This is a genomic window from Kitasatospora sp. NPDC059146 (assembly GCF_042786665.1).
Lineage (GTDB): Bacteria > Actinomycetota > Actinomycetes > Streptomycetales > Streptomycetaceae > Kitasatospora.
This window is the reverse complement of sequence record NZ_JBHZCY010000024.1, coordinates 46,341-69,326: the sequence shown is the minus strand read 5'-3', so window position 1 is coordinate 69,326 and position 22,986 is coordinate 46,341. Positions and strand designations below refer to the sequence as shown.

The 22,986-nt window shown below is 71.8% G+C and carries 24 protein-coding genes and 1 pseudogene; 8 read left to right on the top strand and 17 right to left on the bottom strand.

The annotated features are described in order from the left end of the window. Positions 1–9: 9 nt before the first annotated feature. Positions 10–312 (bottom strand): hypothetical protein, encoded by a 303-nt coding sequence (locus ACFXPX_RS13845; protein WP_380641255.1) that lies wholly within the window; start codon positions 310–312, stop codon positions 10–12. 343 nt (positions 313–655) lie between these two features. On the opposite strand from ACFXPX_RS13845, the gene ACFXPX_RS13840 reads away from it, so the two are divergent. Further along, positions 656–1,438, top strand: a complete 783-nt coding sequence (locus ACFXPX_RS13840; RefSeq protein WP_380641253.1) for an AbrB/MazE/SpoVT family DNA-binding domain-containing protein — start codon at positions 656–658, stop codon at positions 1,436–1,438. A gap of 198 nt (positions 1,439–1,636) precedes the next feature. Here ACFXPX_RS13840 and ACFXPX_RS13835 read toward each other — a convergent pair whose 3' ends face one another. Beyond that, positions 1,637–2,284, bottom strand: a complete 648-nt coding sequence (locus ACFXPX_RS13835; protein ID WP_380641251.1) for a hypothetical protein — start codon at positions 2,282–2,284, stop codon at positions 1,637–1,639. Between the two features lie 107 nt (positions 2,285–2,391). Between ACFXPX_RS13835 and ACFXPX_RS13830 the strand changes: the two genes are divergently transcribed. Next, positions 2,392–4,188: a zeta toxin family protein gene (locus tag ACFXPX_RS13830; RefSeq protein WP_380641249.1), complete on the top strand. Its 1,797-nt coding sequence runs from the start codon at positions 2,392–2,394 to the stop codon at positions 4,186–4,188. Positions 4,189–4,195: 7 nt separating this feature from the next. Here ACFXPX_RS13830 and ACFXPX_RS13825 read toward each other — a convergent pair whose 3' ends face one another. After that, a complete protein-coding gene (locus tag ACFXPX_RS13825; RefSeq protein WP_380641247.1) occupies positions 4,196–4,528 on the bottom strand; it encodes a hypothetical protein in 333 nt (110 codons plus the stop codon). Positions 4,529–4,604: 76 nt separating this feature from the next. Here ACFXPX_RS13825 and ACFXPX_RS13820 point away from each other — a divergent pair. Continuing rightward, a pseudogene (locus ACFXPX_RS13820) lies at positions 4,605–4,832 on the top strand (DUF4238 domain-containing protein); the annotation flags it as partial. Between the two features lie 75 nt (positions 4,833–4,907). Here the strand turns inward: ACFXPX_RS13820 and ACFXPX_RS13815 are convergent. The 4 genes from ACFXPX_RS13815 to ACFXPX_RS13800 are packed head-to-tail and all read right to left on the bottom strand — an operon-like array spanning position 4,908 to position 7,670. Continuing rightward, positions 4,908–5,381: a protease inhibitor I42 family protein gene (locus ACFXPX_RS13815; RefSeq protein ID WP_380641245.1), complete on the bottom strand. Its 474-nt coding sequence runs from the start codon at positions 5,379–5,381 to the stop codon at positions 4,908–4,910. Continuing rightward, positions 5,378–5,767, bottom strand: a complete 390-nt coding sequence (locus ACFXPX_RS13810) for a hypothetical protein (protein WP_380641243.1) — start codon at positions 5,765–5,767, stop codon at positions 5,378–5,380. Before ACFXPX_RS13810 ends, ACFXPX_RS13815 begins: the two co-directional genes overlap by 4 nt. A gap of 8 nt (positions 5,768–5,775) precedes the next feature. Continuing rightward, positions 5,776–7,353: a hypothetical protein gene (locus ACFXPX_RS13805; RefSeq protein WP_380641241.1), complete on the bottom strand. Its 1,578-nt coding sequence runs from the start codon at positions 7,351–7,353 to the stop codon at positions 5,776–5,778. A 2-nt stretch (positions 7,354–7,355) separates the two neighbouring features. Then, complete coding sequence (locus ACFXPX_RS13800) at positions 7,356–7,670, bottom strand: WXG100 family type VII secretion target (protein ID WP_380641239.1); 315 nt, start codon at positions 7,668–7,670, stop codon at positions 7,356–7,358. 316 nt (positions 7,671–7,986) lie between these two features. Between ACFXPX_RS13800 and ACFXPX_RS13795 the strand changes: the two genes are divergently transcribed. Next, positions 7,987–10,722 carry an ATP/GTP-binding protein gene (locus tag ACFXPX_RS13795; protein ID WP_380641237.1) on the top strand — a complete coding sequence of 912 codons (2,736 nt, stop codon included), beginning with the start codon at positions 7,987–7,989 and terminating at the stop codon, positions 10,720–10,722. A gap of 52 nt (positions 10,723–10,774) precedes the next feature. On the opposite strand, the gene ACFXPX_RS13790 is transcribed toward ACFXPX_RS13795, so the two are convergent. From ACFXPX_RS13790 to ACFXPX_RS13745, 10 genes are all read right to left on the bottom strand, one after another. Further along, on the bottom strand, positions 10,775–11,125 hold the full coding sequence (locus ACFXPX_RS13790; RefSeq protein ID WP_380641235.1) for a hypothetical protein: 351 nt from the start codon (positions 11,123–11,125) through the stop codon (positions 10,775–10,777). Between the two features lie 101 nt (positions 11,126–11,226). Further along, a complete protein-coding gene (locus ACFXPX_RS13785; RefSeq protein WP_380641233.1) occupies positions 11,227–11,631 on the bottom strand; it encodes a hypothetical protein in 405 nt (134 codons plus the stop codon). A gap of 227 nt (positions 11,632–11,858) precedes the next feature. Continuing rightward, positions 11,859–12,524, bottom strand: a complete 666-nt coding sequence (locus ACFXPX_RS13780) for a hypothetical protein (protein WP_380641231.1) — start codon at positions 12,522–12,524, stop codon at positions 11,859–11,861. Positions 12,525–13,045: 521 nt separating this feature from the next. Then, positions 13,046–13,831 carry a hypothetical protein gene (locus ACFXPX_RS13775; protein WP_380641229.1) on the bottom strand — a complete coding sequence of 262 codons (786 nt, stop codon included), beginning with the start codon at positions 13,829–13,831 and terminating at the stop codon, positions 13,046–13,048. Positions 13,832–13,954: 123 nt separating this feature from the next. Then, positions 13,955–14,785: a DciA family protein gene (locus ACFXPX_RS13770; protein WP_380641228.1), complete on the bottom strand. Its 831-nt coding sequence runs from the start codon at positions 14,783–14,785 to the stop codon at positions 13,955–13,957. Then, positions 14,782–16,248 carry a transcriptional regulator gene (locus ACFXPX_RS13765; protein WP_380641226.1) on the bottom strand — a complete coding sequence of 489 codons (1,467 nt, stop codon included), beginning with the start codon at positions 16,246–16,248 and terminating at the stop codon, positions 14,782–14,784. The genes ACFXPX_RS13770 and ACFXPX_RS13765 overlap by 4 nt, the downstream gene beginning before the upstream one ends. A 975-nt stretch (positions 16,249–17,223) precedes the next feature. Then, positions 17,224–18,033, bottom strand: coding sequence for a DUF1932 domain-containing protein (locus ACFXPX_RS13760; RefSeq protein ID WP_380641224.1), 810 nt, complete (start codon positions 18,031–18,033; stop codon positions 17,224–17,226). Positions 18,034–18,074: 41 nt separating this feature from the next. Then, complete coding sequence (locus ACFXPX_RS13755) at positions 18,075–19,274, bottom strand: HAD hydrolase-like protein (protein WP_380641222.1); 1,200 nt, start codon at positions 19,272–19,274, stop codon at positions 18,075–18,077. After that, entirely contained in the window at positions 19,271–20,311 is a 1,041-nt protein-coding gene (locus ACFXPX_RS13750; protein ID WP_380641220.1) for an AAA family ATPase, read from the bottom strand. The genes ACFXPX_RS13755 and ACFXPX_RS13750 overlap by 4 nt, the downstream gene beginning before the upstream one ends. Positions 20,312–20,476: 165 nt before the next feature. Further along, positions 20,477–20,803, bottom strand: coding sequence for a GntR family transcriptional regulator (locus ACFXPX_RS13745; RefSeq protein ID WP_380641218.1), 327 nt, complete (start codon positions 20,801–20,803; stop codon positions 20,477–20,479). A 187-nt stretch (positions 20,804–20,990) separates the two neighbouring features. Between ACFXPX_RS13745 and ACFXPX_RS13740 the strand changes: the two genes are divergently transcribed. From ACFXPX_RS13740 to ACFXPX_RS13725, 4 genes are all read left to right on the top strand, one after another. Beyond that, positions 20,991–21,296 carry a hypothetical protein gene (locus ACFXPX_RS13740; RefSeq protein ID WP_380641216.1) on the top strand — a complete coding sequence of 102 codons (306 nt, stop codon included), beginning with the start codon at positions 20,991–20,993 and terminating at the stop codon, positions 21,294–21,296. A gap of 2 nt (positions 21,297–21,298) precedes the next feature. Further along, positions 21,299–21,475, top strand: a complete 177-nt coding sequence (locus tag ACFXPX_RS13735; protein WP_380641214.1) for a hypothetical protein — start codon at positions 21,299–21,301, stop codon at positions 21,473–21,475. Then, the gene (locus tag ACFXPX_RS13730) at positions 21,472–21,603 is read left to right on the top strand and encodes a hypothetical protein (RefSeq protein ID WP_380641212.1); all 132 of its coding nucleotides are present in this window, start codon (positions 21,472–21,474) and stop codon (positions 21,601–21,603) included. Before ACFXPX_RS13735 ends, ACFXPX_RS13730 begins: the two co-directional genes overlap by 4 nt. A gap of 1,022 nt (positions 21,604–22,625) precedes the next feature. After that, a complete protein-coding gene (locus ACFXPX_RS13725) occupies positions 22,626–22,862 on the top strand; it encodes a hypothetical protein (RefSeq protein WP_380641210.1) in 237 nt (78 codons plus the stop codon). Positions 22,863–22,986: the final 124 nt, after the last annotated feature.

Genomic DNA, 22,986 nt, shown 5'->3' with positions numbered 1-22,986 from the left:
GCGCCCCGCTTACAGGTGCGGTCCCACCCTCAGCACGGTGACCGCGCCGCCGTCCTGGCCGTCGCGCCCCCATGCCCAGTGGATGCGCCAGGCACCTGGCCCCTGGTCGATGTAGGACGTCCACGCCGCCGTGCCACGGTGGCCGGGCAGGGTCGCGTAGCGGTGGCTGCGCAGGCCCGGGTGGTGCGGGTCGGCGGCCAGGCGTTCCAGCGCCTGGCGGACCCGGTGCAGCCAGCGCGGGTCCGCGCGGCGTCCCTTCTCCAGGCGGGCGAGGGTCCGGGCGGCGGCGGGGGTGTAGTGCAGCGTCGGCATCGGTCTCCTTCGTCAGGGCATGCGAAAGGGCCCGTCGCCCCCGGTCGGGGGTGACGGGCCCTTGATGGGTCGTGCGGGCGTGCTGGCGGTCGGATGCGAAGGGTCAGGAAGTCAGCGGGGCACCGCGGATATGGCTCAGCCGGTCGTGGGCCGTGCCCCGCTCGAGGGTTCAGCATGCCGGGCGGCGCGGAAGACGTTCAGACGACGGGCGGGATCGCCGGCCCTGGTGGTCGCCGGGGTCCGGTGTGTGGGCCGATCCTCTCTATAGGGCTCACCACGCTTTTGGGTGAGCAGATCTGAAGACCGCCCACACCGGCGACACCTGCGGGCTACGGTGCCGGCCATGACCACCACCACGGAGCCCGTCATCGCCACGGCCAGGGTCGGGCAGCGAGGCCGTCTCGTCCTGCCCACCCAGATCCAGCGCGCCGCCCACATCACCGAGGGCGCCCTGGTGGCCCTGCGGACCGCCAGCGACGGCACGGTCACCATCGAGCCCCTTTGGGCCGTACGCGACCGGCTCCGGGAGAGCTTCGCCCCGCTGCTCGCCGGCTACCTGCCGACCGACCCGGCCCAGATGCTCGTCGGCGGCCACCCGCTGCCCGAGAACGACGCCTCCGGCCCGCTGCCGACCGCACTTCTCCCCCTGTCGGACGGCATCCGGATCTCGCCCGCCAGCGACCAGCGGGTGGTCTTCACCGCCGGCGCCATCCTCGCCTGGATCGGCGGCGGGCCCGGCTCCCGGGCGAACACCTGGCTCTACCAGGCCGTACTGCCCGAGCCCGCTGTCACCGAACTCGTCACCGTCCTCGCCCGCGCCGGCGCCCACGAACAGGCCGACACCCTGCTCGCCGAGCTCGCCGTCGTCGGAGTCCGCCAGCCCGGCCCCGCCAAGCACCGCGCCACCCTGGCCGCCGACACCGCTCTCGCCCTGGAGCTCACCGCCCAGGCCGCAGACGGCGGCGTCGACCTCACGATGCCGGACGCACTGTGCACGGCCGCCGCCCGCCGGCTCGGCATCCCCCTGCTCGCCGCCGGCCTGCTGCCCGCCGGAGGCGGCGTCACCGTGACGGAGCCCGAAGACCAGGACGGCCGGGAGCCGGAGCCGCCGACCGAGCAGCCGTGAGCACCAAGGGCCCGGCCTTGCGCTGACGTCCGGATCCCCCAGGTCAGTGCCCCTTGGCTCCGGCCACCCGACGAACGCAGCTCGAACGTACGATCCTGCCGGCCCGTGGCTGTCAGAGCGTCAGGCACTGCCTGACGGTTCTCCAGCCGCGAGCACGCCAGGCGCGACTTCCGGCGGATCTCCTGATGAGGGCGTGGGTCAGAACCAGTGCGGTCGGTAGGCCCGGCCGCGCTGCGTCGGGCAGGAGTCACCGGGTTTGAGGGGGAGGTCGCCGGCGGCGTGCGCGGCCTCGATCTCGGGGTCGTCAAGGAGGGTACCGGTGAAGTGCCACTTCGGGGAGTGCTGGTCGGGCTCCCAGCCGTCCGTGATCTTGTAGACGCGCCGGACGGTGCCGTCCACGGCGATGACGGCGTAGCGGGCCTTGCGGCGGACTTCGTCGCCGACTGGCCAGGCCCCGCGGTCCATGTCGTACTGGCCGTCGCCATCGACTTCGCCGTAGCCGTCGCGGTGGACGCGGTTGCGCCGGGAGATGACCACGGCGACCCGCTCGCCGCGGGCGAGGTGGCCCCAGCGCTTGGAGGCGGCCTGCCAGCTGAATCCCCAGGCCTCACCGAGGTCTTCGAAGCCCGCTCCCTGCTTGAGCGCGGCGACGGCCGCGCGGGCGGCCGCGGCCTGGCAGGCCTCGTCGATCTTTTTGAGGACGGCCAGGAGGCGGAGCTCGCCGTCAGGTTCCCCGGTCGCCGACGGGTTCTGCATGCCAGCCCAGTCCCGGGCCAGTTGCTCGACCGCGCGGATCAGCTCCGCCTGCTCGGCGGTGGTCGGTTCGGCCCCCGGCTCATCATCCATGGGACAACTGTAGGCGTTATTTGACGGCCGTCACATCGCGAATCAATACTAGATTTGTCCCATTGACCCAATGGGCTTCCTACACCGAGTGCGAGGCGGAAAACCCAGTGCACAAGGAGCGGGACGCCGACACGGCGGACCTGTCCGGCGCCGAGCATGGCGACGTACTGAACAGCGTCATCCTTCCGGCCTGGACCCGAAACGCCGTACCGCAGGACCAGCCGGTGGTACTGCTCGTGGCGGGGCAGCCCGGCAGCGGCAAGACCACCCTCGGAGACCTGCTGCACGCCGTCCTCGATCTGCGGGGCGGGGCGGTGCGCGTCGGCGCCGACCTGTACAAGGCCGCGCACCGGCGCTACCCCGGGTTGCTGGCCGAGGACGTGCGCACCGCCAGTGCGGGTGTGCGGGCGGACACGCGCCGCTGGCAGGCCGCCGTGGAGGAGCGTGTGCGCGAGCACCGGTTCGATGCGCTGGTGGAGACCGCGTTCGCCGACGCCGACGAGGCCCGGACGCAGGCCTCGGCCTATCGGACGGCAGGGTACCGGGTCGAGGTGGTGGCATTGGCGTGCTCTCCGGCGTGGAGTCAGCTCGGTGTCCTCAGCCGGTACATCGAGCAGACCGTCGCGACGGGTGCGGGCCGGTACGTGTCCTGGGAGAACCACGACAGGTGCTCGGCCTTACTCGTCGACACCTTGCGGGTGGTCGAGGAGGAAATGCTCGCCGACCGCGTCACCGTGGTGCGGCGCGGCATGGTGCCGCTGTACGGCAACGAGCTCGTCGACGGTGTCTGGACGAGGACTCCGGGTGCGGCACGGGCGGTGGAGACGGAGCGGGTCCGGTGGTGGGGCGCGGCGGAGAGCGCGGAATTTCAGCGGGAACTGTCCCAGACCGAGCGGGCGCTGGTGCGCGCCGAGGACCAGGTTCCGGCCGACCGCGTGCTGGCGGTAGCCCGGGACGCGCGCCGTGCCGCCGCGCTGTCCGAGCCGGTGCGCCGGATCGCGCAGGCCTTGCGCCGACCGCCGGGCGTCGACTTCCACCGGCTGTCCCCGGCCGAGCACCGCGAGATCTTCGACCTCGACATCGTGCCCGCGCTCCTGCGTGGCACCGTCGCCCAGGAACGCCCAGTGGCGGTGTTCGTGGTGGGCCAGCCGGGTGCGGGCAAGAGCGGGGCCGCCCGCATGGTCAGGCGCGCGATGCGCCCGGGCACGGTCCGCCTCGTCGGTGACAATCTCAAGATCTTGCACCCCGACTACTCCGACCTGCTGCGCGGCGACGCGCGCGAGGCGGGGGCGGCGATCCGAGCGGACTACAAGGCGTGGTTCTCGATGGCGCAGGCGTACGTGCGCGAGCGGCGCGGCGACGTGGTCGTCGAGACCGCGCCGGGCAGCGTGCAGGATGTCCTGGCCGAGGCCGGGGCCTTCCACCGGGCCGGGTACCGCGTCCAGGTGCTGGCCCTGGCCGTGCGTGCCGCCGACAGCCGCCAGGGCACCGCCAGCCGCTACGCGGACGCCCAGCGCGAGGGCACTTCCGCGCGGTTCACGACGGCGGGCGGGCACGACCGGTGCTTCGAGGCGGTGGCCGCCGTGGTCGAGGATGCCTCACTCTCCAGCGTGGTGGACGAGCTGGTGGTGATGGGCCGGGACGGGCGGGCGCTGTGGCGCCGGGGCTTCTCCGACGGCGCGCCGGGGTGGGCGCTGGCCGCCGAGCGGACCCGCCCCTACACCGAGGCGGAGGCGCTGCGCTTCCTCGCGGTCCAGGCGGATGTGCGCCGGGCGCTGCCGCAGCACCGCAGGGAGCTGGAGGAGATCTCGGCGCTGGCCCGCCCGCTCCTGCCGCCTCGGCTGCGGCCCCGTTCTCTGGAGGTGCCGCCCGTCGGGCCGGTGCCCGCCGGGCCGGTCGCCTGACCGGCGGTCAGTTCCCGGCGGTCAGTTCCCGAAGGGCCGCCGTGTAGTGGGCGGCCAGCCGGGCGGCTTCATCGGCGTCCACGCCGTCCTCCAAGCGCTGGAGATCGGCCATGGCCTGCTGCCTGGCGTCGAGCAGGACGTCCAGGTCCGCCGTGCCGGCGCCTTCCCGGACTGCGCGGCGAAGGTCACGGATGCCCGAGCTGTACCAGGCCACCACCGCGCGAACGGCCCGCTCGGCCTGCTCGGCCTGCTGCCACCGGTCTGCCTGCTCCTGCGGGCCGGCGGCGCCGGCCGTGCCGGAGCACTCGGTGCGGCCTTCCTCGGGACGAGGGTCGTGCACGGGGACACCGCCTGGGTAGTGGACAGAGATTGCGTTTGCAAGTGTCACATGCGGCCTCGGCCATACCCTCGTCGGCATGTCATCGCCGAAGCGCCACCATTTCGTCCCGCGCGCCTACCTCGCCCGGTTCGGCGACGGCACCCAGGTCCGGGTCCGGCGCCGCGGCGGCAGGGCCCCGTACCTCACCAGCCCGATCAACCTCGCTGTCCAGAGCGGCTTCTACACGACCACCGATGTCGACGGCGTCACCTCGACGGCGGTCAAGGACGCGCTCGCCGGGCTCGACGGCGCCGGGGTCGAGGCGATGCGGGAGATCGCCCGCACCGACGAGCCGCCGGCCGCGGGCAGCCCCGGACTCGGGCTGCCTGCCGGAGGCGGCTCAGCGGACGTCGATGGTGAACTGGCGCTTGGTCTGGTCCGGCCCGCCGGAGAACGACATCCCTTCGTGGTCCCGGAACCCGACGTGCAGGGTGATGGTGGTGCGGCCGGGGGTCTGGGCGCGGAAGGTGAAGTAGTAGTGGCCGCCCGTACCGAGGGCTCCTGTGCCGCCCAGGCCGGGCAAGTCCTTGATGCCGAAGTTGTCGACGTACTCGTCGCCGGTGGACTGCGCGACGGCCGGGTCGGGGGCGGGGGTGGCCATGGTCCAGTTGTCGCCCGCCTCCCGGTAGGCGAACACCTCGATCGAGAAGAGTTCGCCGGGTTTGACGGCGAGTTGTCCCGAGGTCTGGGTGAACACGGTGCCGTGGTCGAGTTTTCCGGTGGTCATCTTGTGGACCGCCACCGCGCCCACGGTGGCCGCGACGGCCAGCACCGCGGCCACCGTCAGCAGGACTCGGCGCCACCGCCTCGTCATGGGGTCGCCTCTCGGTGGGTGACGCGCAGCGCGAGGACGGCGGCGACCGCGTCGAGCCAGCGGGCGACGAGCTGGTCGCCTGTCGGGTCCTGCACGACCATGGCGGCTGCCTGCAGCCAGTCGCGCGCTGCTGCGGCCGCCGGGCCGGGGAGCGGTTCGGGCAGCTCGGCCGCGAAGCGGGTGCCGCCGGAGCGGACCACCTCGCCGAGGAAGACCAGGGCGCGCGGCAGGACGCCGAGCCGGTCGGCGGTGATCGCGGCGGCCACCGCGCCGTCGCCGAACAGGGTGGAGCGGTGCGGTCCCGGGGTCGGCAGGCCGAAGCGCAGCAGGATTTCGACGTCCAGTTCGGCCAGCAGGCTGTCGCTCTGGGGGTGTGGGGTGTTCATCTGGGGCCTCACTTGGGCATTCGCACGCTTCGGACTTCGGGGTGCCGGTCGTCGGAGGCGCCTTGCATGTGGTTGTTGATGAAGTCGCTCTCGCTGACCCAGACGGTGTAGCCCCAGGGGTTGTAGATCTCCAGCTGGTCGCCGCGGTGTCCGATGATCATCATCTGGTGGCCGTGGGGGTCGAGCAGGGTGCCGCCGTGGACGGACAGTGGGACGGGTTTGCCCTCGTCGACTTTCTGCTCGATCTCGGCCAGCGCGTTCTGGCGCTTGTCGTGGCTGTCGAGGTCCACGTCGTGGTAGTCCGCGCCGGTGTGCTTGGCGATCTCGTCGTCGGCGATGTCGTTGGACTCCCAGTCCCACATCCCGCCATTCCACAAGTGCATGACGGAGCGGGTGTCGTAGACCCGGTTGGTCTCCTTGTCCCATCGCTCCTTCGAGGCCGGGCCGCTGTCGTAGGCCGGGTCGTCCGGGTGGCCGCCGGTGGTGAGCTGGAAGGCGAAGAGCGGGTCGACCATCGCCCGGGCGGTCACCGTCGACGCCGCCACGCAGGTCTCGTGCTGGCCCTGGTCCCAGTTGACGCCCTTGTAGCCCGTCCCCGCCGTCTGGGCCGAGACCGCCTCCAGCTGCACCGGGGAGATCCGGTCGGCGAGCCAGCGGGGGTCGTCGGCATGCGGGCGGATCTGGTCGTCGAAGGCCTTGACCTCGTCGTAGCTGTGCCCGGCGGCCAGCGCCTTCATCAGGTAGGCGCGCTCCTCGGCGGACTTGCTGCCGGCCAGCAGCTGGTCGAACCGGGCCCGGTCCGCGTCGCTCATCTTGTCCATGAACTGGCCCGCCCGCGTCACGTCGTTGGCCGTGAGGATGCCGCCGTTGCCCGGGTTGCCGTCGAGGGCGGCATCGGCGATGACCAGCTTGTCCTCCGCGCCGAGGCCCTTGTTCTTGAACTTGCCGGCCAGCGCCTTGCCCGCCAGCGCGTTGAGTTCCCGTGCGGCGGCGCGGCCCGCGCTCTCGGCCTTCACCGCGGCGTCGTAGATCGACTTGATGCCCTCCTTCGCCTTCGCGTGGGCGCTGTGCATCTTGTCGTCGTCCCAGTGGATCGGGTCCGGCGCGCCGGCGACGGTGATGTCGTGCAGCAGCTTCAGCGCCTCGCTCAGCGGCGCGGCGCCCTGCCCGTGCAGGGTCTGCGCCTCGCTCAGCGCGCCGGCCAGCGCCTTGAGCTGGTCCCGGCCCTTGCCCAGCATGTCGCGGCAGCGCGTCAGGTCGTCGGCGGAGGCCTTGACCACCTCGGCCGCCTTCTCGCCGACCTGCCCGGTCCAGGCGTCCGGCAGGTGCTGGGAGCTGACCTGCGCCACCTTCATCTGGACCTGGTCCACCTGGCTGCTCGCCGTGTTGTAGGCGGCGGCGAGTTCGCCGAGCTTGCCGGAGTCGCCCTTGGGAGCGGGCAGCTGCAGGGCGTCGTGGACGGCGTACTTGAGGTCGCCGGCGCCCCACATGCCGTGGGACTCGTCGATGGTCTTCTTCAGCTTCTCGGCCTGCTGCCGCTGGCTGCCGGCGTCCTGGCCGAGCGGGTGCGCGTCATGGTCCGGCACGGTCAGGCCCCCTGCTGGTACTGCTGCTGGACGCCGTGGTCCGCCTTGGCGTAGTTGGCCACGGTGGTGTGCACCTTGCCGCCGAGGTCGGACAGCGCGTCGATGTTCACCTGGAGCTCGTCCTGCCAGGCCGACCAGAAGGCCTTCGCCCCGTCACCGGCGTACTCGCCGAAGGTCGCCGGGTCGGACATGTTCAGCTTGTCCAGAGTTCCCTTGATCCCGCCCACGTCCCCACTGGCCGTGATCAGCCGGTCGCCCGCGTCCCCGAGCTTCTCCGGGTGAGCGCTGAACCCCGTCCCGACACCATCGTTACCCATAGTTCTCCCCCATCCCCCGATACGGTCCGTAGACCATCTGACAGCATAACGTCAGTCCCGCAGCCAGCTACTCGGTGATGCCGGCGAACAGCGCGCTGGTGAGCCAGGGACGGCCTGCCGGCGGCGCCCGCACCCCACTCGCCGGCATCGGACATCCCTGCGCCACCCCGGGCAGGTGCCCAGGACCGAGCACGTACACCCGTACCTGGCCGACCTGGCTGAGCACATTCATGTGCACGCCGACGGGCTGCGCCCCTCGGCGGCGCCACGGCGTAGGTTGATACCCGGTCAGATCTGTGCGGAGGGGGAGTCGTCGATGGCGGGGCGGGATCTGCGGGCGCTGTTCGGCTCGAACGACCGGAGCCTGGGCACCGGGGAGGCGTTCACCAACCGGGAAGGCCAGTGGGGGCAGGTCGCGGCTGCGCTCGCCGAGCACCTGGCCCGGGTGACCGCTCCCGGCTTCGACGTCCAGGACTTGGAGGCGGCGCGGCACAACATCATCGTGTTCCACGGCATCGGCGGCGTCGGCAAGACGACGTTGTCGCGGAAGCTGGAGGCCGCGCTCACCGCGGCCGAGCACCGGCCCGCGCAGTGGGGCGAGCCCGCCTGGCCGGCGGCGCCCCGGCTGCTGCCGGTGCGCATCGACCTCGCCCGCTCCGCCGGCGGCGACTTCGAACGCCTCGTCCTCACCCTCCGCCTGGCGCTCGCGGGCCTCGACCGTGCACTGCCCGCGTTCGACATCGCACTAGGCCGGTACTGGGAGCACAACCACCCCGGCGAGAGCCTGGAGGAGTACCTGCGCCGTGCCGGGCTGGTGAGCCGCTTCGCCAAGGCGCTACCCGGCCAGGTGCAGGCCGCCCTGTCGAAGGCCGCCGAGGAACTCGCGCTGCCCGGCGCGGTCGGCTCCGCCGTCGGCCAGGTCGCCACGGCGGTCGTGCGCGCGGTGCGCGAGCGCCGCACCACCGCCCGCGCTCTGGCCGGCTGCCCGCGGCTCGCGGACCTGCTGGAGGCGGATCCGGACCTGGAGGCGCTCTCCTACTACCCGCACCTGCTCGCCTACGAGGTCGACCGGCTGCCAGCGAAGCAGGCGGTCGTGCCGGTGGTGCTGCTGGACACCTTCGAGGACACCGGCGACCGCACCAACCGCGACCTGGAGCGCCTGATCCAGCGCGTGGTGTGGCTCATGCCGAACGCGCTGTTCATCGTCACCGGCCGCTCCCGCCTGCAATGGGCCGACGACGCGCTGCAGGGGCAGCTCGACTACACCGGCGCCGCCGCCTGGCCGCAGCTGGCCGCCCACATCCCCTCCGCCCGCACCGCCGCCGAGCCCGAGCCCGCACCGACCGGCACCGGAACGGCGGACGACCGGCAGGTCCTGATCGGCGACTTCAGCCCCGAGGACTGCGAGGACTACCTCACCCGCCGCCTCACCGCCGCCGACGGCCAGCCCCTCATCGGCGACGCCCTGCGCCACGTCATCACCGCCCGCTCCCACGGCCTGCCGCTGTACCTGGACCTCGCCGTGATGCGCTTCCTGGAGATCCGCCGCACCCGCGAACCCGAGCCGGCCGACTTCGACCACGACTTCCCGGCCCTCGTCGCCCGCACCCTCCAGGACCTCACCCCCGACGAGCGGCACGTGCTGCGCGCCGTGTCGCTGTTGGACGCCTTCGACATCCCGCTCGCCGCCAAGGCCTCGGGCATGGCCCACCAGGCCGCCGCGCTTCGGCTGGCCGAGCGGCCCTTCGTCCGCGAGAACCCGCTCGCCCTGTGGCCCTACCACCTGCACGCCGTGGTGCGTTCGACGATCCGCCGGGCCGACGACCACACCGACGACCGCTGGTCCGACCAGGACTGGGCGAGCGCCGCCGTCCGGGCCTTCGACGCGCTCGGCGACCAGTGGACCAGCAGCACCAGCCGCAGCCGGATCCTGCTGGTCGCCTGCCTGCGCCAGGGCCTGATCCTCGCCCGCGACCACCGCCTCGGCCTCGGCTGGCTCGCCGCCGCGGCCTGGGCCTACGTCTCCGACAGCATCTGGGAGCCCCTCGCCCCGCCCGCCCCCGCCCGCCCTGCCGGGCAGGCCCCTGCGGGCGGGCCGGGTGGTGCCGCCGTGCTGGGCACCCCGGCCGACGCCCTGGTGGAGACCCTCAGCACGCTCGCCGCCCGCCAGCGCGAGCACCGCACCCACACCGCCGACCGCCTCACCCGAGTCATCGACAGCGCCCTGCTGCCCGAGGACCTGACCGACATGGCCCTCTACTACCGGGCCAAGGCCCACCGCGACCTCGGCCGCACCGGCGCGTCCCGCCAGGGCATGCGGCAGGTAGCCGCCGGCACCACCCGCCTGGCCCCAGCCGCCCAACGGGGCCTGGCCCACCTTGCCCGCCTGGACGGCGACTTCCCCGCTGCTCACGAGGCCGCGCAGACCCTCGGCTGGGCCGGGCGCCAGCACCGCGTCCTGGGCGACCTCGCCTGGGTCCACGCCGAGATGAACCAGGCCACCGCCCACTACGAGGCCGCGCGCGCCGACGCCGAACAGCACGCCGTCGCCGGCGAACGCGCCACGAGCCAGGCCCAGCTCGCCCTCACCCGCGCCTTCACCGACCCCGAGACCGCAGGCGACGACCTCGACCTCGCCGCCCAGCTCCTCACCGGCCTCGACCTGCGCGCCACCACCCTCACCACCCGCATCGCCGCCCTGATCCGCGACGCCGGCACCCCCGGCGACGAGTTCTCCGACCGTGTTGGCGTCCTCGACGCCGAGGTCAGGGCCTCCGGCGTCCGCGCCGCCCGCACCACCCTCGCCCTCGCCCGCTGCTTCCACCACGCCGTCCTCGACGACAACGACGGCCTGGACACCGTGATCCGCGACCTCGACCAGCTCACCCGCGACCGCGACTACGCCTACTACACCGACATCGCGGCGTTCATGGCCGGCCGCGACCTCCAGTACCCATCCCCCGCACGCTGGCTCGACAGCGACCAGGCCGTCCGGGACCGTTGGCGCGCCCTCGTCACCGAACGGCAGGACCGCCTTCGCACCGCGCGCTGAAACGGCGAGGAGGCCCCCGGTCGGGGGCCTCCTCGCCGTTTCACGCCTGCATCTACTGCTTGCCGCCCAGGCGGCGCAGCTCCTCCAGGACCGCCGTCTGCCCCGTCACCAGGGTCTCCAGCGCCCGACCCTGCTCCTCCAGCATCCGGCCGTGCTCCACCTGCCCGGCCACCAGGGCACCGACGGCCTCGGCAAGGCTGGTCATCGCCTGGCGCTGCTCGATCTGGTCCTCGCGGATCGCGTTCAGCACCTGGGTGTGCCCACGCAACGAGGTGCGAACCTCGGCGCTGTCCCGGTCGGCCATGGCCGCCATCGTGCGCGTGGCCGCGGACTCCTCCCGAAGCCGGTCGACCTCCGCCTCCAACGCGGCCAGCCGACCCCGAAGGTCGTCCATCTCGCTCATATCCGCCATTGTCCAGGTCCCTCCCTCGCCGAGCCGTCCACTGTTCAGCCTAGCCTGCCCAGCCCCACCTGCTGACCTGCGTAAACGCCGTCGGCGGCCCGTCACCCCTGGAGCCACGCACTGCCGCGGGTGCGGTGCGCGCCGTTCCAGACCGGGAGGCTGTAGCGGGTGACCAGGGTGAACGCGGTGCGGGTGGCGTCCTCGACCCAGGCGTGGCCGGCCGCCGGGAGGCCGCTCGCGCCGCGCAGGTTCGCGGTGATCCGGTCCTCGGGGATGTGCCGGTTGCCGCGGCCGAGGTACTTGAGGACGTAGATGGCCAGGTAGTCCACGTCGGAGGAGTCGCCCCGGCCGCTGAGGATCTCGCGGAGGCGGTGCCCGACCTTGGAGCCGATGCTGTTCGATCCCTCGCCCCAGAAACTCCGCGTGTCCGGGCCCGGGAGCATGTCGATCAGGTCAACCAGGTGGGCGAGGTCGGCGTCATCAGCCACGGTGACGATCTTGCGCATGAAGTTCCCTCCGGTAGCCGGCGACCGGTGCGGCCGAACCGCTGCTGGACAGGGGCAGCAGCGGCTTCCGACCAGGCTGACGCACCATCACCCTCAGTATCCCGGGAATGCGCGGAATGCGACGGACGGTGCAGGCCGTGGACGGCGATGGCAAACAGGCCGTTCCAGTTGTCGTCGCCCCCGGAGCTGTGGCACAGCAGCCTGGTTGCCCAGGCCAACCGACTCGGTCAAGGGCTGGAAACCGACGCCGGGATCCGGGCACCGGCCATCGCCTGCGCGGCGGGAACGGGCCGTGGCTTCACCTGGTGGAAGCGCAGGGCGTGCGCCCGCTCCGAGTGGCGCAGGACGTGGTGGTAGCCGGAGGCGTCGCGGTACAGCGACTCCAGGTACAGCACCCGCATGATCGCCGCGAGTTCGGCGTCGGTGGCGTCCACGGTGTGGCGGCGGGAGCCGTCGACGGGGCGTGCCTTGGCGATCGCGGTGCCCAGCGCGACGGTGTCGATGCCGGTGAGGGCGCCGGCTTCGGCATCGGCGAGGGCACGGCGCAGGAGGTCGAGGTCGGTGCCGCGGATGCTGATCGCGGTGTCCAGCACCAGGTCGGGCCCGGACCCGGCCAGGCGCTCGGTCGGGTTCTCCTGGTGGTGCCGGTAGCGCAGGGCGTCCTGCCCGAGCGCGGTGATCCGCGCGGCCCAGGTCCGGCGTGCCTCGTCGAGGGGGAGGCACCCGAGAACGTCGGCCGGTGCGAGTTCACACAGGCCGGCGTCCACGAGGTTGCGAACGACGGTGACCTCCGCGTTCCGGGTCTCCAGGGGCTGACTGCCGGTCAGCCAGCCCTCCGGCCCCTGGACGGCGACGGCCTCCAGCATCACCCATGCGTCTCGACGCAGCGTCACCGATACCTCCCCGAGAGTGATGTCACCTGGATCCTCCCAGCTCTCCCGCCGTGGCGTCCCGGTTTTCGACAAGCCCTCGACAGGCCGTCCGGGGCAGAAGTGCGCCACCCACCGCGGGGTCGGAGCGGCGGAGTCGGCATGCTCCTGGGCGGTGCCGACGGTGTTCCTCGGCCCGCGGGGCCGAGCGCGGCGAATCCCTCAGCACCCGCGCTCGACTCGGCGCACGGGTGCACACCCAGGCGAGTCCCTGCCGGGCGAAGCGTGTGAGGGTCTCCCGAAGGACGGCGCCCTTGACCCGGCGCCCGCGGATCAGTGCCGCTGGCCGAGGACTTCACGGTCGGGAGCAGCGGGATCTACCGCATCCAGGTTGGCTTCTACCGCGTTCAGTACGAGGTCCATGACCAGACGGTGACCGTAACCGTCTTCCATCTTGGGAGGGCCTGACCACTCGGCAGCGACGAAGCCGGCGGAGACGCAGTTCGTGCCTCTGCTGGCTTCGTCGCTGTCGGGCCGCTTGCTGTTCAGCCCCGGCTTTGGCGGGCGTACGCCTGGGCGTTGGCCCGCAGCGGTACGGCGGCGCCCTTCGTGGCGGCGCGGGCCTGGAAGTCCCGCACCAGGGACACGGCGAAGCCCCGTAGGTGGTCCTCGCCCAGCTCGCGCGCGACGTAGTAGTCCACAAGGTGTTGGAGGGCTTTCAGCTCGCCGCCGGTCACCGTGATCTGGGTCCTCGTGTCCTCGGCGAGGATGGCCCGACTGGCCTTGCTCCAGCACGCGTCGCGGCGCAGGTCACTGATCCGGTACTTGCCGCTCCGGTATTCGAGGCCGACCACCGCCTGCAGTTGCTTCACGAGGCCGGGCAGGTCTGTTCCCGGGCGCCGGTAGAGGCGACGGTCCGGGTGTCCGGCGGCGAGGATGTCGGTCGAGGCCTCGGTGAAGAACTCCGCGACGGCCCTGGGGTCCGGGGTGAGGCCGGCGTTCATCCAGCGGGTGGTCTCGGTGTCGTCGAACGTCCCGCCGACGTTCCAGCCGGAGATGGCCGACCAGTACAGCCCCAGGTCTTCGAAGCCCTTGCCGCCGCCGAACCGGCGAGCGACGTCGCACGGGAAGACCAGCCGGCCCTCGTCCAGGATGTCGGAGAGGTCCTTGGGCGTGTCGGTCCACTCGATGCCGTAGAAGTCCACGAGCGTCGTCCCGATCGGATACCCGGCCGTGAGCAGCAGCTCGGCAACGTCGGCGAGGTAGTCGCCGAAGGTCTTCTCCAGCGCGCTCAGCAGCTTGGGGTCGATGCTCTCCCGGTCAGTGGTCACATGCAGTCCTCTCGTGAAGCGGTGTGGCCGCGGCAGCATCTGATCAGGCTGACGTGTCGTCAGCCATGGCGTCCGGGGAATGCGTGGAATGGCCGGCCCTCTCCCAAGGCGGAGCAGCACCGGTCACGCGGCACCGCTGAGGGTCATCGGCGGGCGGGCCGGGCGCAGCGGGACGGCGCCGGCGCGAAGCGCCTTGTCCTGGCGGGCGCGGCGTTCGGCGAGGGCCTGGCTGCTGGTGGCGGCCGCGGTGCGGGCGGCGGCTTCCTCCTGGCTGGCTTTCTCGGCGAGGCCCTGGGCGAACTGGTCCTCGGGTTCGCGCCGCTTGAGGATTGCCTGCTCCTGGCGGGCGATGGCGGCGGCGATGGCCGGGTCGACGACGATGGTGGTGCGGCGGATCTCGGCGAGTGCGCGGTGGTAGCCGGCGCTCGCATCGTCGCGGGTGCGGACCGGGGCCTCGGGCTGCTCGACGGCCTGGTGGTGCTCGGTCCGCTGGCCGGGGCCGGCGGCGATGGCGCGGGGCGCCAGGACCCGCAGGTCCCGAACGACCGTCCGGCCCATCTTGCCGTTGATCCGGGCGACCAGCTGGCGCCCGAGCAGGCGCAGCTGGGTGGCGTAGGCCGGGGAGGCGGGCTGGAGGTCGAGCCGTCCGGTGCGCGCGTCGAAGCGCACGGGGACGACCTTGCCGACGAGCTCGGGCGCGATCTCGGCCCACTGGTCGAGGACGCCGCCGCCGGCGGTCGGCGCGTCCCAGGCCCGGTCGGCGACCAGGCCGGCCAGGGCGGCGCCGAGCCCGATCGGGTCGCGGCCACCGGTGCGGACCATGGTGCGGCGGGTCGGTCGGGTGGTGGAGCTGCGGCCGCCGGGGGCGTCGGCGCCGCGGTTGCGGGCGGCTTCGCGGGCGGCCTTGAGGGCGACGCGGGCGATGTCGACACCGCTGGTGGACGTCTCAGTCACGCGGACCTCCAGGGCTGGTGGATGACGATTCGGCCGGTGTGCCGCAGGCGCAGGACCTGGTCGACTAGGCCGTGGGTGTAGAGCTGGCGGGCGTAGGCCTCGCCGCAGTCCCGGATGGCCATCAGGACCATTTCCGGGTCCTTCTGGCCGAGGGTGCGCAGCTCGAGGAGGTCCTCGCGGGTGAGCTGGTGCAGGTCGGTCAGGCCGTCCTGGTCCTGGGCGAAGAGCGCCAGTTCCTCGGCGCCCTGGCCTCCGGCCTGCCGGACCTGGGCGAAGGCGTCGTCGACCAGGCGGGCGGCGACGCGGGTGGCCGGGTCCTGCCAGTCGGTGAACGTCCACTCCGCCGAGGTGCGGTCGTGGCGGGCCTTCTCGGCGGAGCGGGACTCGCGCCAGTGCTCGACCTGGACGGCGCGCTCGGCCGGGGTGCGCCAGCCGGGCACCTGGGTCATGCCGCGCAACCGGAAGGCCAGCAGGCCGGAGGGCCGGAAGGTGCCGCGCTGCGGCTCCTCCAGGGTGGACAGCCAGGAGATGACCTCCTCCGCCGTCCAGCCCGCGTCCGCGACCTCCTGCACGACCCAGGCGATCCGGGGCACCAGGGCGCGGCGCAGCCACGGCACCTGGCGGACCAGCTCGGCGGCCAGCTGGTAGCGGCGCCCGACCCGGTTGACGGTGCGCCTGCCCCGGCCCTTCGTGGACTTCTTCGCGGTGGTGGACTTCGGCTTCCCGCTCGCGACGTCTGTCTCAGAGGGGAGGTGAGTACAGCGGTCAGCAAGAGCAGTACAGCAACCACCCCCCATTGGGGTGCAACGGCTGTCGGCCGCTGAGGTGCCGTCAGCGGCCTGTGACACCTGGGACGAGGCACCGGCCGGGGCGGCCTGAGCGGCCGTCGCCGAGGCCTTCGCGGAGGTCTTCGTCCGGGCGGCCCGGACCTTGCGGGAGGCCCGCTTGCCGAGCAGCGCCATCGCCGCCCGCCCGGCCTCCGCGATCCCGACCACCCGCCGACCGGTGCTCTCCCCCACGGTCCGCACGCCCAGCGCGACGTCGAACTCGGCCGGGATCACCCGGACGAACTCCGACGCCTTGGCCCTCTCGCCGCGGACCCGGGTGCCCTTGGCCACGTAGGCGAGCAGGCCGGCCTCGCGCAGCATGTCCAGCTGGTACTGCGCGGTCCGCTCGGTCACGCCCAGGCGCCGGGCGACGTACTCCACACCCGGACGGCACGGCGACAACTCCATGAGCAGCTGCGCGGTGCGGATCGCGGTGCGGCCCATCTCCCGGGGCCCGTGCGAGCGTGACGGCCGGTAGCAGCCCGACGAGGCCACCCAGTGCACCGCCTGCATCCAGCTGTACGGGTCCAGCGCGACCCGGCCGCGGGTAGTCGTCACCCACTGCTCGGCCGCCGGCACCAGCAGCCGCGGCAGCACCGGCACGCACGGCACGAACCGCTGGACGGACTTCGGCACCACCGCACCGCCCGCCGACGGGACGTCGACCGGCTTGTGTCGCTGGCCAGGAACGGCCGGAGCGGCCAGAACCACACGGTCCGGACCCGACTGTGTGACACTCGGCGCCTCACCCGAACGAGTGATGTGCATCACATTACTGATGGCGCGCGCGGCGGATTCGACAACCGGTCCGCCAACCGGTCCCCGGACAGAACCCAAGGCAGGACCGGGGGAGGAGAGATCGCCCCCCTCTCGGATCGCATCGTCCGAGCTCAAACCGGGGACACCACTCGCCGCGACGGGGACACGGCGGGACTGGAACGGGGCTGTGAGCTGCTGCAAAATGACAGAGCCCTCCTACTCGCATCTAGGAACGGCAACCGCACCCCCTCGCGGAGGTACGGCAAGACGGCTCCCGCCGGGAGCCGGTACAGCAAGACGGGCCCCCTCGGGGGTCCGGGTTCGCGCAGAACCTGTAGTGCCGCCCTTCCTGGGTCCCGGCCGCCAAGCCGAGACCCGTTCCGGGCCCTCGTCCGATCGCCAAATCGGACGGATCACGTAAGACCGCTTGCTCGTGGCTTCACCCACTGCAGCGGCCCTGGGGTTGCTGGCCTCGCCAAAGGCCGGCGCCCCCGATGGTCTAAGTCACCACGCCAACCCCCTCCGGGGGAGAGGTGTATCCGGATACGACGACGGCACCCCGCCGGAGCGACCTTGAACCGGTCGCCTCCACGGCGGGGTGCCGCGCGTGTGCCTGGATCTGGGTACGGGTACCCTTCACTGCGTCACCACCTTCCGCGTGGTCGACCGGGACGGGCCCCCGGCCAGGGGCGCCGATCCACTCTGATGCCGTCCGGGCTTGTCCAAGGCCCGGACGGCAAAGCTTTTTGATCACTGCATGGCAAAGCGTACCCCTGTGGACAACGCTGAGCGTAGCCGCCAGCACACCGTGTCGATCTGACGCGCCAACGATCCGATGGCCCGACAGGCGCCTCATCCGGTGGAGTCCCGCAGCATCTCCAGAGCGTCTTCCACCGAGAGCCCGACGGTGTCCTTCGCATCCGTCCAACACCGCAGTGTGCTGGCAACTGCGCGCATCACCTCGTCCGGCAGGCCCGACGCGATCAGGGTGTCGGCGGCCTCCTCCAGTTCGGGTGCCCACCTCCACGCCCTCGTTGCGGTTTTGGCGATGTAGTCGGTCTCGAGTAGGTAGCTGCCCGGCCGCGCGCGGGCAACATCCAGCAGCGCCTGGTCTACGCCATGGTGGTACGCCAGGCCGTAGGACAGCGCGGCGACGACCCGGCTCGCCTTCTGAAATGTCGTGTAGGCGACCTTCAACGCGCTGGCCTGACCGATCTCCTCGCCCAGGACCGGCGTCGACACCGAGGTGCTGGCGAACAACCGTGCAACCAGGCTGGTCGCGCTGGCTGGGCCTGAGAGGAAGAGCCGGGTGGCCTTGCCGCCGACTGGAGGTGATCCGATCACCGCGCCGTCGACGACCGCCCGAGCGCTGTGGCCCACAAGGTCAGCGATGCGATCGGTCCGCTCCGGACTGATCGCGTTGCCTTCGACGTACACGCCGGTGTACTGGTGCTCGGCAACCTTGCGGGCGACGTCCTCGGCAGCAGCCGGCGGGCACAGGCTCAGCACGACCTCTGCCTGCGCCAGCAGCTCGGGCAGCATGCCCACCGGCTCGAGCTCGGCTTGCTCGGCGCGCCGAACGGTGGCCGCGCTGCGTCCGGCCGGGCACCACAGCACTCGCGCGCCAGCCGACGCTGCACAGGCTGCCACGGCCGCCCCCATGCTCCCTGGGTGCAGTACTCCGAGAATTGGCTGATCCGATGTCACCGCGGTCCACCTCGAGCGTGCGCGAGCGCGTCCAGGGCGGTCTCGGCGATGAAGTCCGGCTCCGGCCCGCCCGGCCAGGGTCGGCCGTGCGAGATCCAGATGGTGCGCAGCCCTGCGCCACGCCCGCCGACGATGTCCAGCTCGGCGTTGTCCCCGATCATCCACCCGCCCTGGGAAAGGTCCCGGCTGGCGGCTACTGCAGCCGCTTCGAAGATCCCGGCGTGCGGTTTCCGGGTACCGATCTCCTCGGAGATGCAGACGGCGTCCACGACATCGGCGATGCCGGATGTGGCGATCTTGGCGCGCTGGATCGGTCCGCCGCCGTTGGTGACGACGATGACCTGGTCGCCGGAGTCTCGTGCGGCGGCCAACGCTTCCGGCACGCCAGGGAACGGCCGCACCAACTCGGCGAGTTCCTTCTCGTAGCGTGCCCAGAGTTCGTTGGCTGCTTCCGGCAGGCTGAGCTCCGTGCACAAGATCTCGAACACGCTCAGGTCCGTGCGGACGCGCATCGCGTCGAGCATCCGCTGCTCGGGCTCCGGTCCCAGGCAGTGTTCGGTGCAGTACTGGGCCACCCAGGAAGTTACCGCTGTCAGCCGATCGATCAGTGTGTCGTCTAGGTCGATCATCAGCATCTGCCCGCGTGGAGCGGTGAGCGCCCGGTTGATCTGCTCGGCCGCTTGCTCAGGCGAGGTGGCGTCCGTACGGATCACCATGTCGAACCTGAAGTCTGGGTTCGTGTTGAGGTCGGCCTGTGTGGCGTCCCACGCGGCGAGCCGAGCCGGGGTGTCCGCGTCGCCCCGGCCGATCGAGCGGGCCTCGGTCACCTCCCGCGGGCACCACAGCAGAACGGTCAGCCAGCCAGCTGCGTAGCCGGAGAGCACCGCCTGGACTCCGTCGACCTGGCCCAGGTGCATCACCGGGACCCCGGCCGCGAAGGCGTCGTCCAGGCCCGGCCGGTCCGTTACGTACGTGCTGTCGTACCTGGCGTTCTCGTACACCACCGAGCCCGCCCGTCGCAGCTCGTCCAGCTGCTCCTGCGTGGCCATCCGGTAGCCAGCGGATCGGCCGGGCCCGGCCTTCAATCGCGAGAACAGCTGGAAGTTGGGGTCGAGGCAGCTCAGGGCCTGGGTGACGGTGTCCTTTCCCGCGGCCGGCGGGCCGTAGAGCAGCACTCCCCGCTGTGTCCTGGTCATGTGCGTACCTCGGCGAGCGCGAGGCGTGCTTGGTCGGCAAGTGAGATTGCCGTGCCCATGCGGTTGTCCACCACCAGGTGCGGGACCACGGGCCGGGTTTCGACATCGATGGTGGCGATGTACTCCCCCCAGTTGGCGAGCTTCCACGCGTCGCGGGCTGCGGAGCGGAAAGTGATGTAGTCGCGCATGCTCTCGGCATCGCACTGCACCCAGATCGGCGAGACGTCGACGCCCTGGGAGCGGCAGCGGTTGGCGAAGCGGGTCATCCAGCCCTCGTCCGTCATCTCAGCGATGAACGGGGCGGTCAGCACGGTGGAAATGCCACAGGCGATGTTGGCGTAGGCGGCCTGCATCAGGCAGTCGTACTCCAGCCCCCTCACCTGCGTCCGGTAGACCTCGGAGTGCCGGTCGTTCGGATCCGAGCCGAGAGAGATCAGGAGCTGTTCGACCAGCGGCCTGGTGAGAGGGTCCTTGTCCAGGAGCGGCCACCCGGTCAGCTGCGTCAGAAACCTCGCGAATTCAGACTTCCCAGAGCCAGCGAAACCTCCGACCAGCACGATCGTGGGACGGTGCGGGTCTCCGCCGGTGTGCCGTCGGCGCCACGCGTCCATGATCCGCTGCTGCAGCATCATGTTGTCGGATTCCGCGGTGCCCGGTGCGATGCGATGAAGCGCCCGCTCGACTGCCAGCACGTGCGCGCCGTTACGCGTTTCTGAAGTCGGCGTCAGAACGAACGCCGCAGCATCCTCTCCTGGCAGAGGGTTCCGGAAGCCGAGCTGGGGCTCGGTTGCGCGATAGAGGGCGCAGTACGCGCGCCGATAGTCCGGGCCAGGGTAAATCTCACCCTGCTCATGTCCCCAGATCGTCTGGGCGTGAGCAGCGGGAACGCTCTTCAGCCCGGCCTGCTCAGCCACGATCCGCAGCCGCTCGCCGGCCTGCTCGAGCGTGAGGCCATGAGCTTCCCGCTGGTCGCGCAGCTTGTCCGGCCGCCATCCGGGCCGAGCCCTCACCATGGCCTGTACCTCCGCTGTCTTCATACTCGGGAGCGTAGGACTCGAGTCCGAAAACTCATGTATACGCGGACATTGAAAACGTATTGATGGAGCTGGGTACGGATCTCACCACGGGGATGTGATGGTCACTCACCTGGGAGTCGGATTTGATCGAAGCATCAAGAACCGGCTGAAGGGAGTGCCTGTTGATCACGTTTGGAAGAGCGCCTGCTCGACTCGCTCAAGGCGAGCAGTCAGGTCCGCAACCTGCCGCTGCAGCTCCTGAAGTTCAGAGGATTGGTGACCCTCGTCCGGCGACTGCCGTACGAAGCTTCCCTTCCCCTGGTGCGAGTAGATCAGCTCGGCCGAGCGGAGCTCTGCGAGCGCCCGCTGCACCGTTCCGTGGGCAACGCCGTAGTGCGTAGCCAGCTCGCGAGTGCTGGGCAGCTTGTGGCCCGGTCGAAGCTTGCCTAGACGGATCTGATCGCGCACGTCCTCCACGATCCGCTGGTAGGGCTGAGCGAACTGATCAGTCATGAGCCACATCGTAGAGGCACCTCCCCGCCATAGATAGCTTCACCGACTTAGTTGACACAGTCGGAACTGTATCAGCTAAGCTGGCTAAGCCAACACGGAAGTGCTCGTGAAAACGGCAAGGCCCCGGTGTGCCTGGACAGCTTCCACCGGGGCCTCCACGGACCAGCTCGTCAAGGAGAGATCCGCAATGACCAGCATGACCGACTTGCGCGGGGCCCGGAACACCGCCCCCACGATCAACCACCAGCTGATCATGGGCCTCGAGGGCCAGTACGAGGCCAAGGTCTTCGCGCTCGTGATCCACGACCTGGCGACCGTCGCCCCGGCCGCCGGCGAGAGCGTCGTGATGAAGCTCGTTGCCGACGTCTGGCAGCAGGCCGAGAAGCACGTGAAGACCGCCAACACCACCTGGACCCACATCAGCTGGTTCATCCAGGACGCCATCAGCCGCTTCGTCCAGCCGGCGGCGAAGCCGCAGACGGTGGGGTGCTGACCATGACGCCGCAGACGCCCGAGCAGGTCCGACAGATCGCCGAGCGCGCGGAGCGGTTCCACACCGCCATCCACCAGGCTCGCACCCCGGACCAGATCCGCGAGATCTGCCAGGCCACGGCTGCCGACGACAGGGCCCGCACTCAGGACCCGTCGGCCGGTCAGGCGGTGACCGAGTGAGCAGCCAGCACCTGGGCGACGCCGCGTTGGCCCGCCGCCTGGAGGGGATCCGCCAGGCCCAGGCCGCCACCGAGCTCGCCCGCCGGCAGGCCGAGGACCTCCGCGCGAAGTTGGCGGGGGGTGCCTGATGGGCCTGTTCTCCCGCCGGTCCGAGTCCCGGCCCAGCACGCGCACCGACACCCCGGACCACACGGACGCCAGCGGACGGCCGTGGACCGGCGCGGACTACGACGAGGCCCGCGCCAACGGCCGCCGGCTCTTCGCTCCCCGGACGACGAGCAGCGCGGACGGTTTCGGCCGTCCGTACTCGAGCCCGGACGGGGGTGCGCGGTGACGATCACCCACCTCTGCCGCAGCTACGCCGGCGGCGGAACGCCGGCCCCCACCCCGCCGCAGACCCCGCCCGCCACCCCGAAGGGGGGAGGCGGCCGGTGACCCCCGAGGAAGCGCAGCGCCAGCAGCAGGACGAGCAGCTCCGGCGCGCTCGTGAGGCCTACGAGAGGGCGCAGGCCGCGAAGGCCGGCGGCTCCGGCGAGTAGTCCCACCCCTTCCCCTTCTCTCGCAGTTCGGCTCCCGCCGCCTGCCACCGGAACCGTACTGGCATGCCCATGCCTGGACGGGGCCGGGAGTGGTGCGGCGGGCCCCCAGGGGCCCAGCACCTGACGCACGACCAGCAGCACCCGGAAGTCCGGCCCGAGGGGGCCAGGCCAAGGAAGTGCCCGTTGCTTCACAACTCCACAGCGCGACATCAGAGAACAACGCAGAGAACGGCCCCGAGGCCCGCGAGCGTGACGCCGCCCCCGGGGTGCACCACCCAACTGCTTCCGCAGCACCTTCGGCACGGGGACACCGCCGCCCCGCTCAATCCAGGCGCGTCCGACCCGGCACCCGGCCGGGCGGTGAGCGGCCGACCCGCCCTCCTTCGGCACGAGGGCCCGGCCGTCACGCACCCCGCACCACCGTGAACCCGCTGCTCCACCCCGGCGCTCCGGACGGCCAGCCAGGCCGCGAGCGCCCCCGCGCCCCGAGCCGGGCCGGTCCGGTGCCCACCGCATCAACGGTGCGCACCGGACCCCGGACCCGAGGCCACCCGAACGAAGCCTCCCGGCGCCGAACGGCCCGGGAGTCCGACATCCGTCAGGAGAAGCACGTGATCACCAACCACATCGGGCCCGGCGCCGTCATCCACGGCACCGTCATCCAGACCGCCGGCGGTACCACCGTCCTGGGCGCCCACGGCGACGTCGTCAACAGCATCTCCAGCGCCGCCCGGATCGGCGGCCTCGTCATCCAGGCCGGCGACGTGAACGGCCTGGTCTTCGGCGCCGACGAGGACGCCGTCGCCGACGCCCTGCCCGGCAGCGGCCAGGACCCGCAGGCGCGCTGAACCGCTTCTCACCCCGGCCCGGCCGCCGGCCCGCACCAGCGAGGCCGGCGGCCCGGCGGCACAACCTCCCCCCCGCCCCCCGAGCTGCCCTGGACCCCCGACACCGAGACCCCGCCATCGCCCG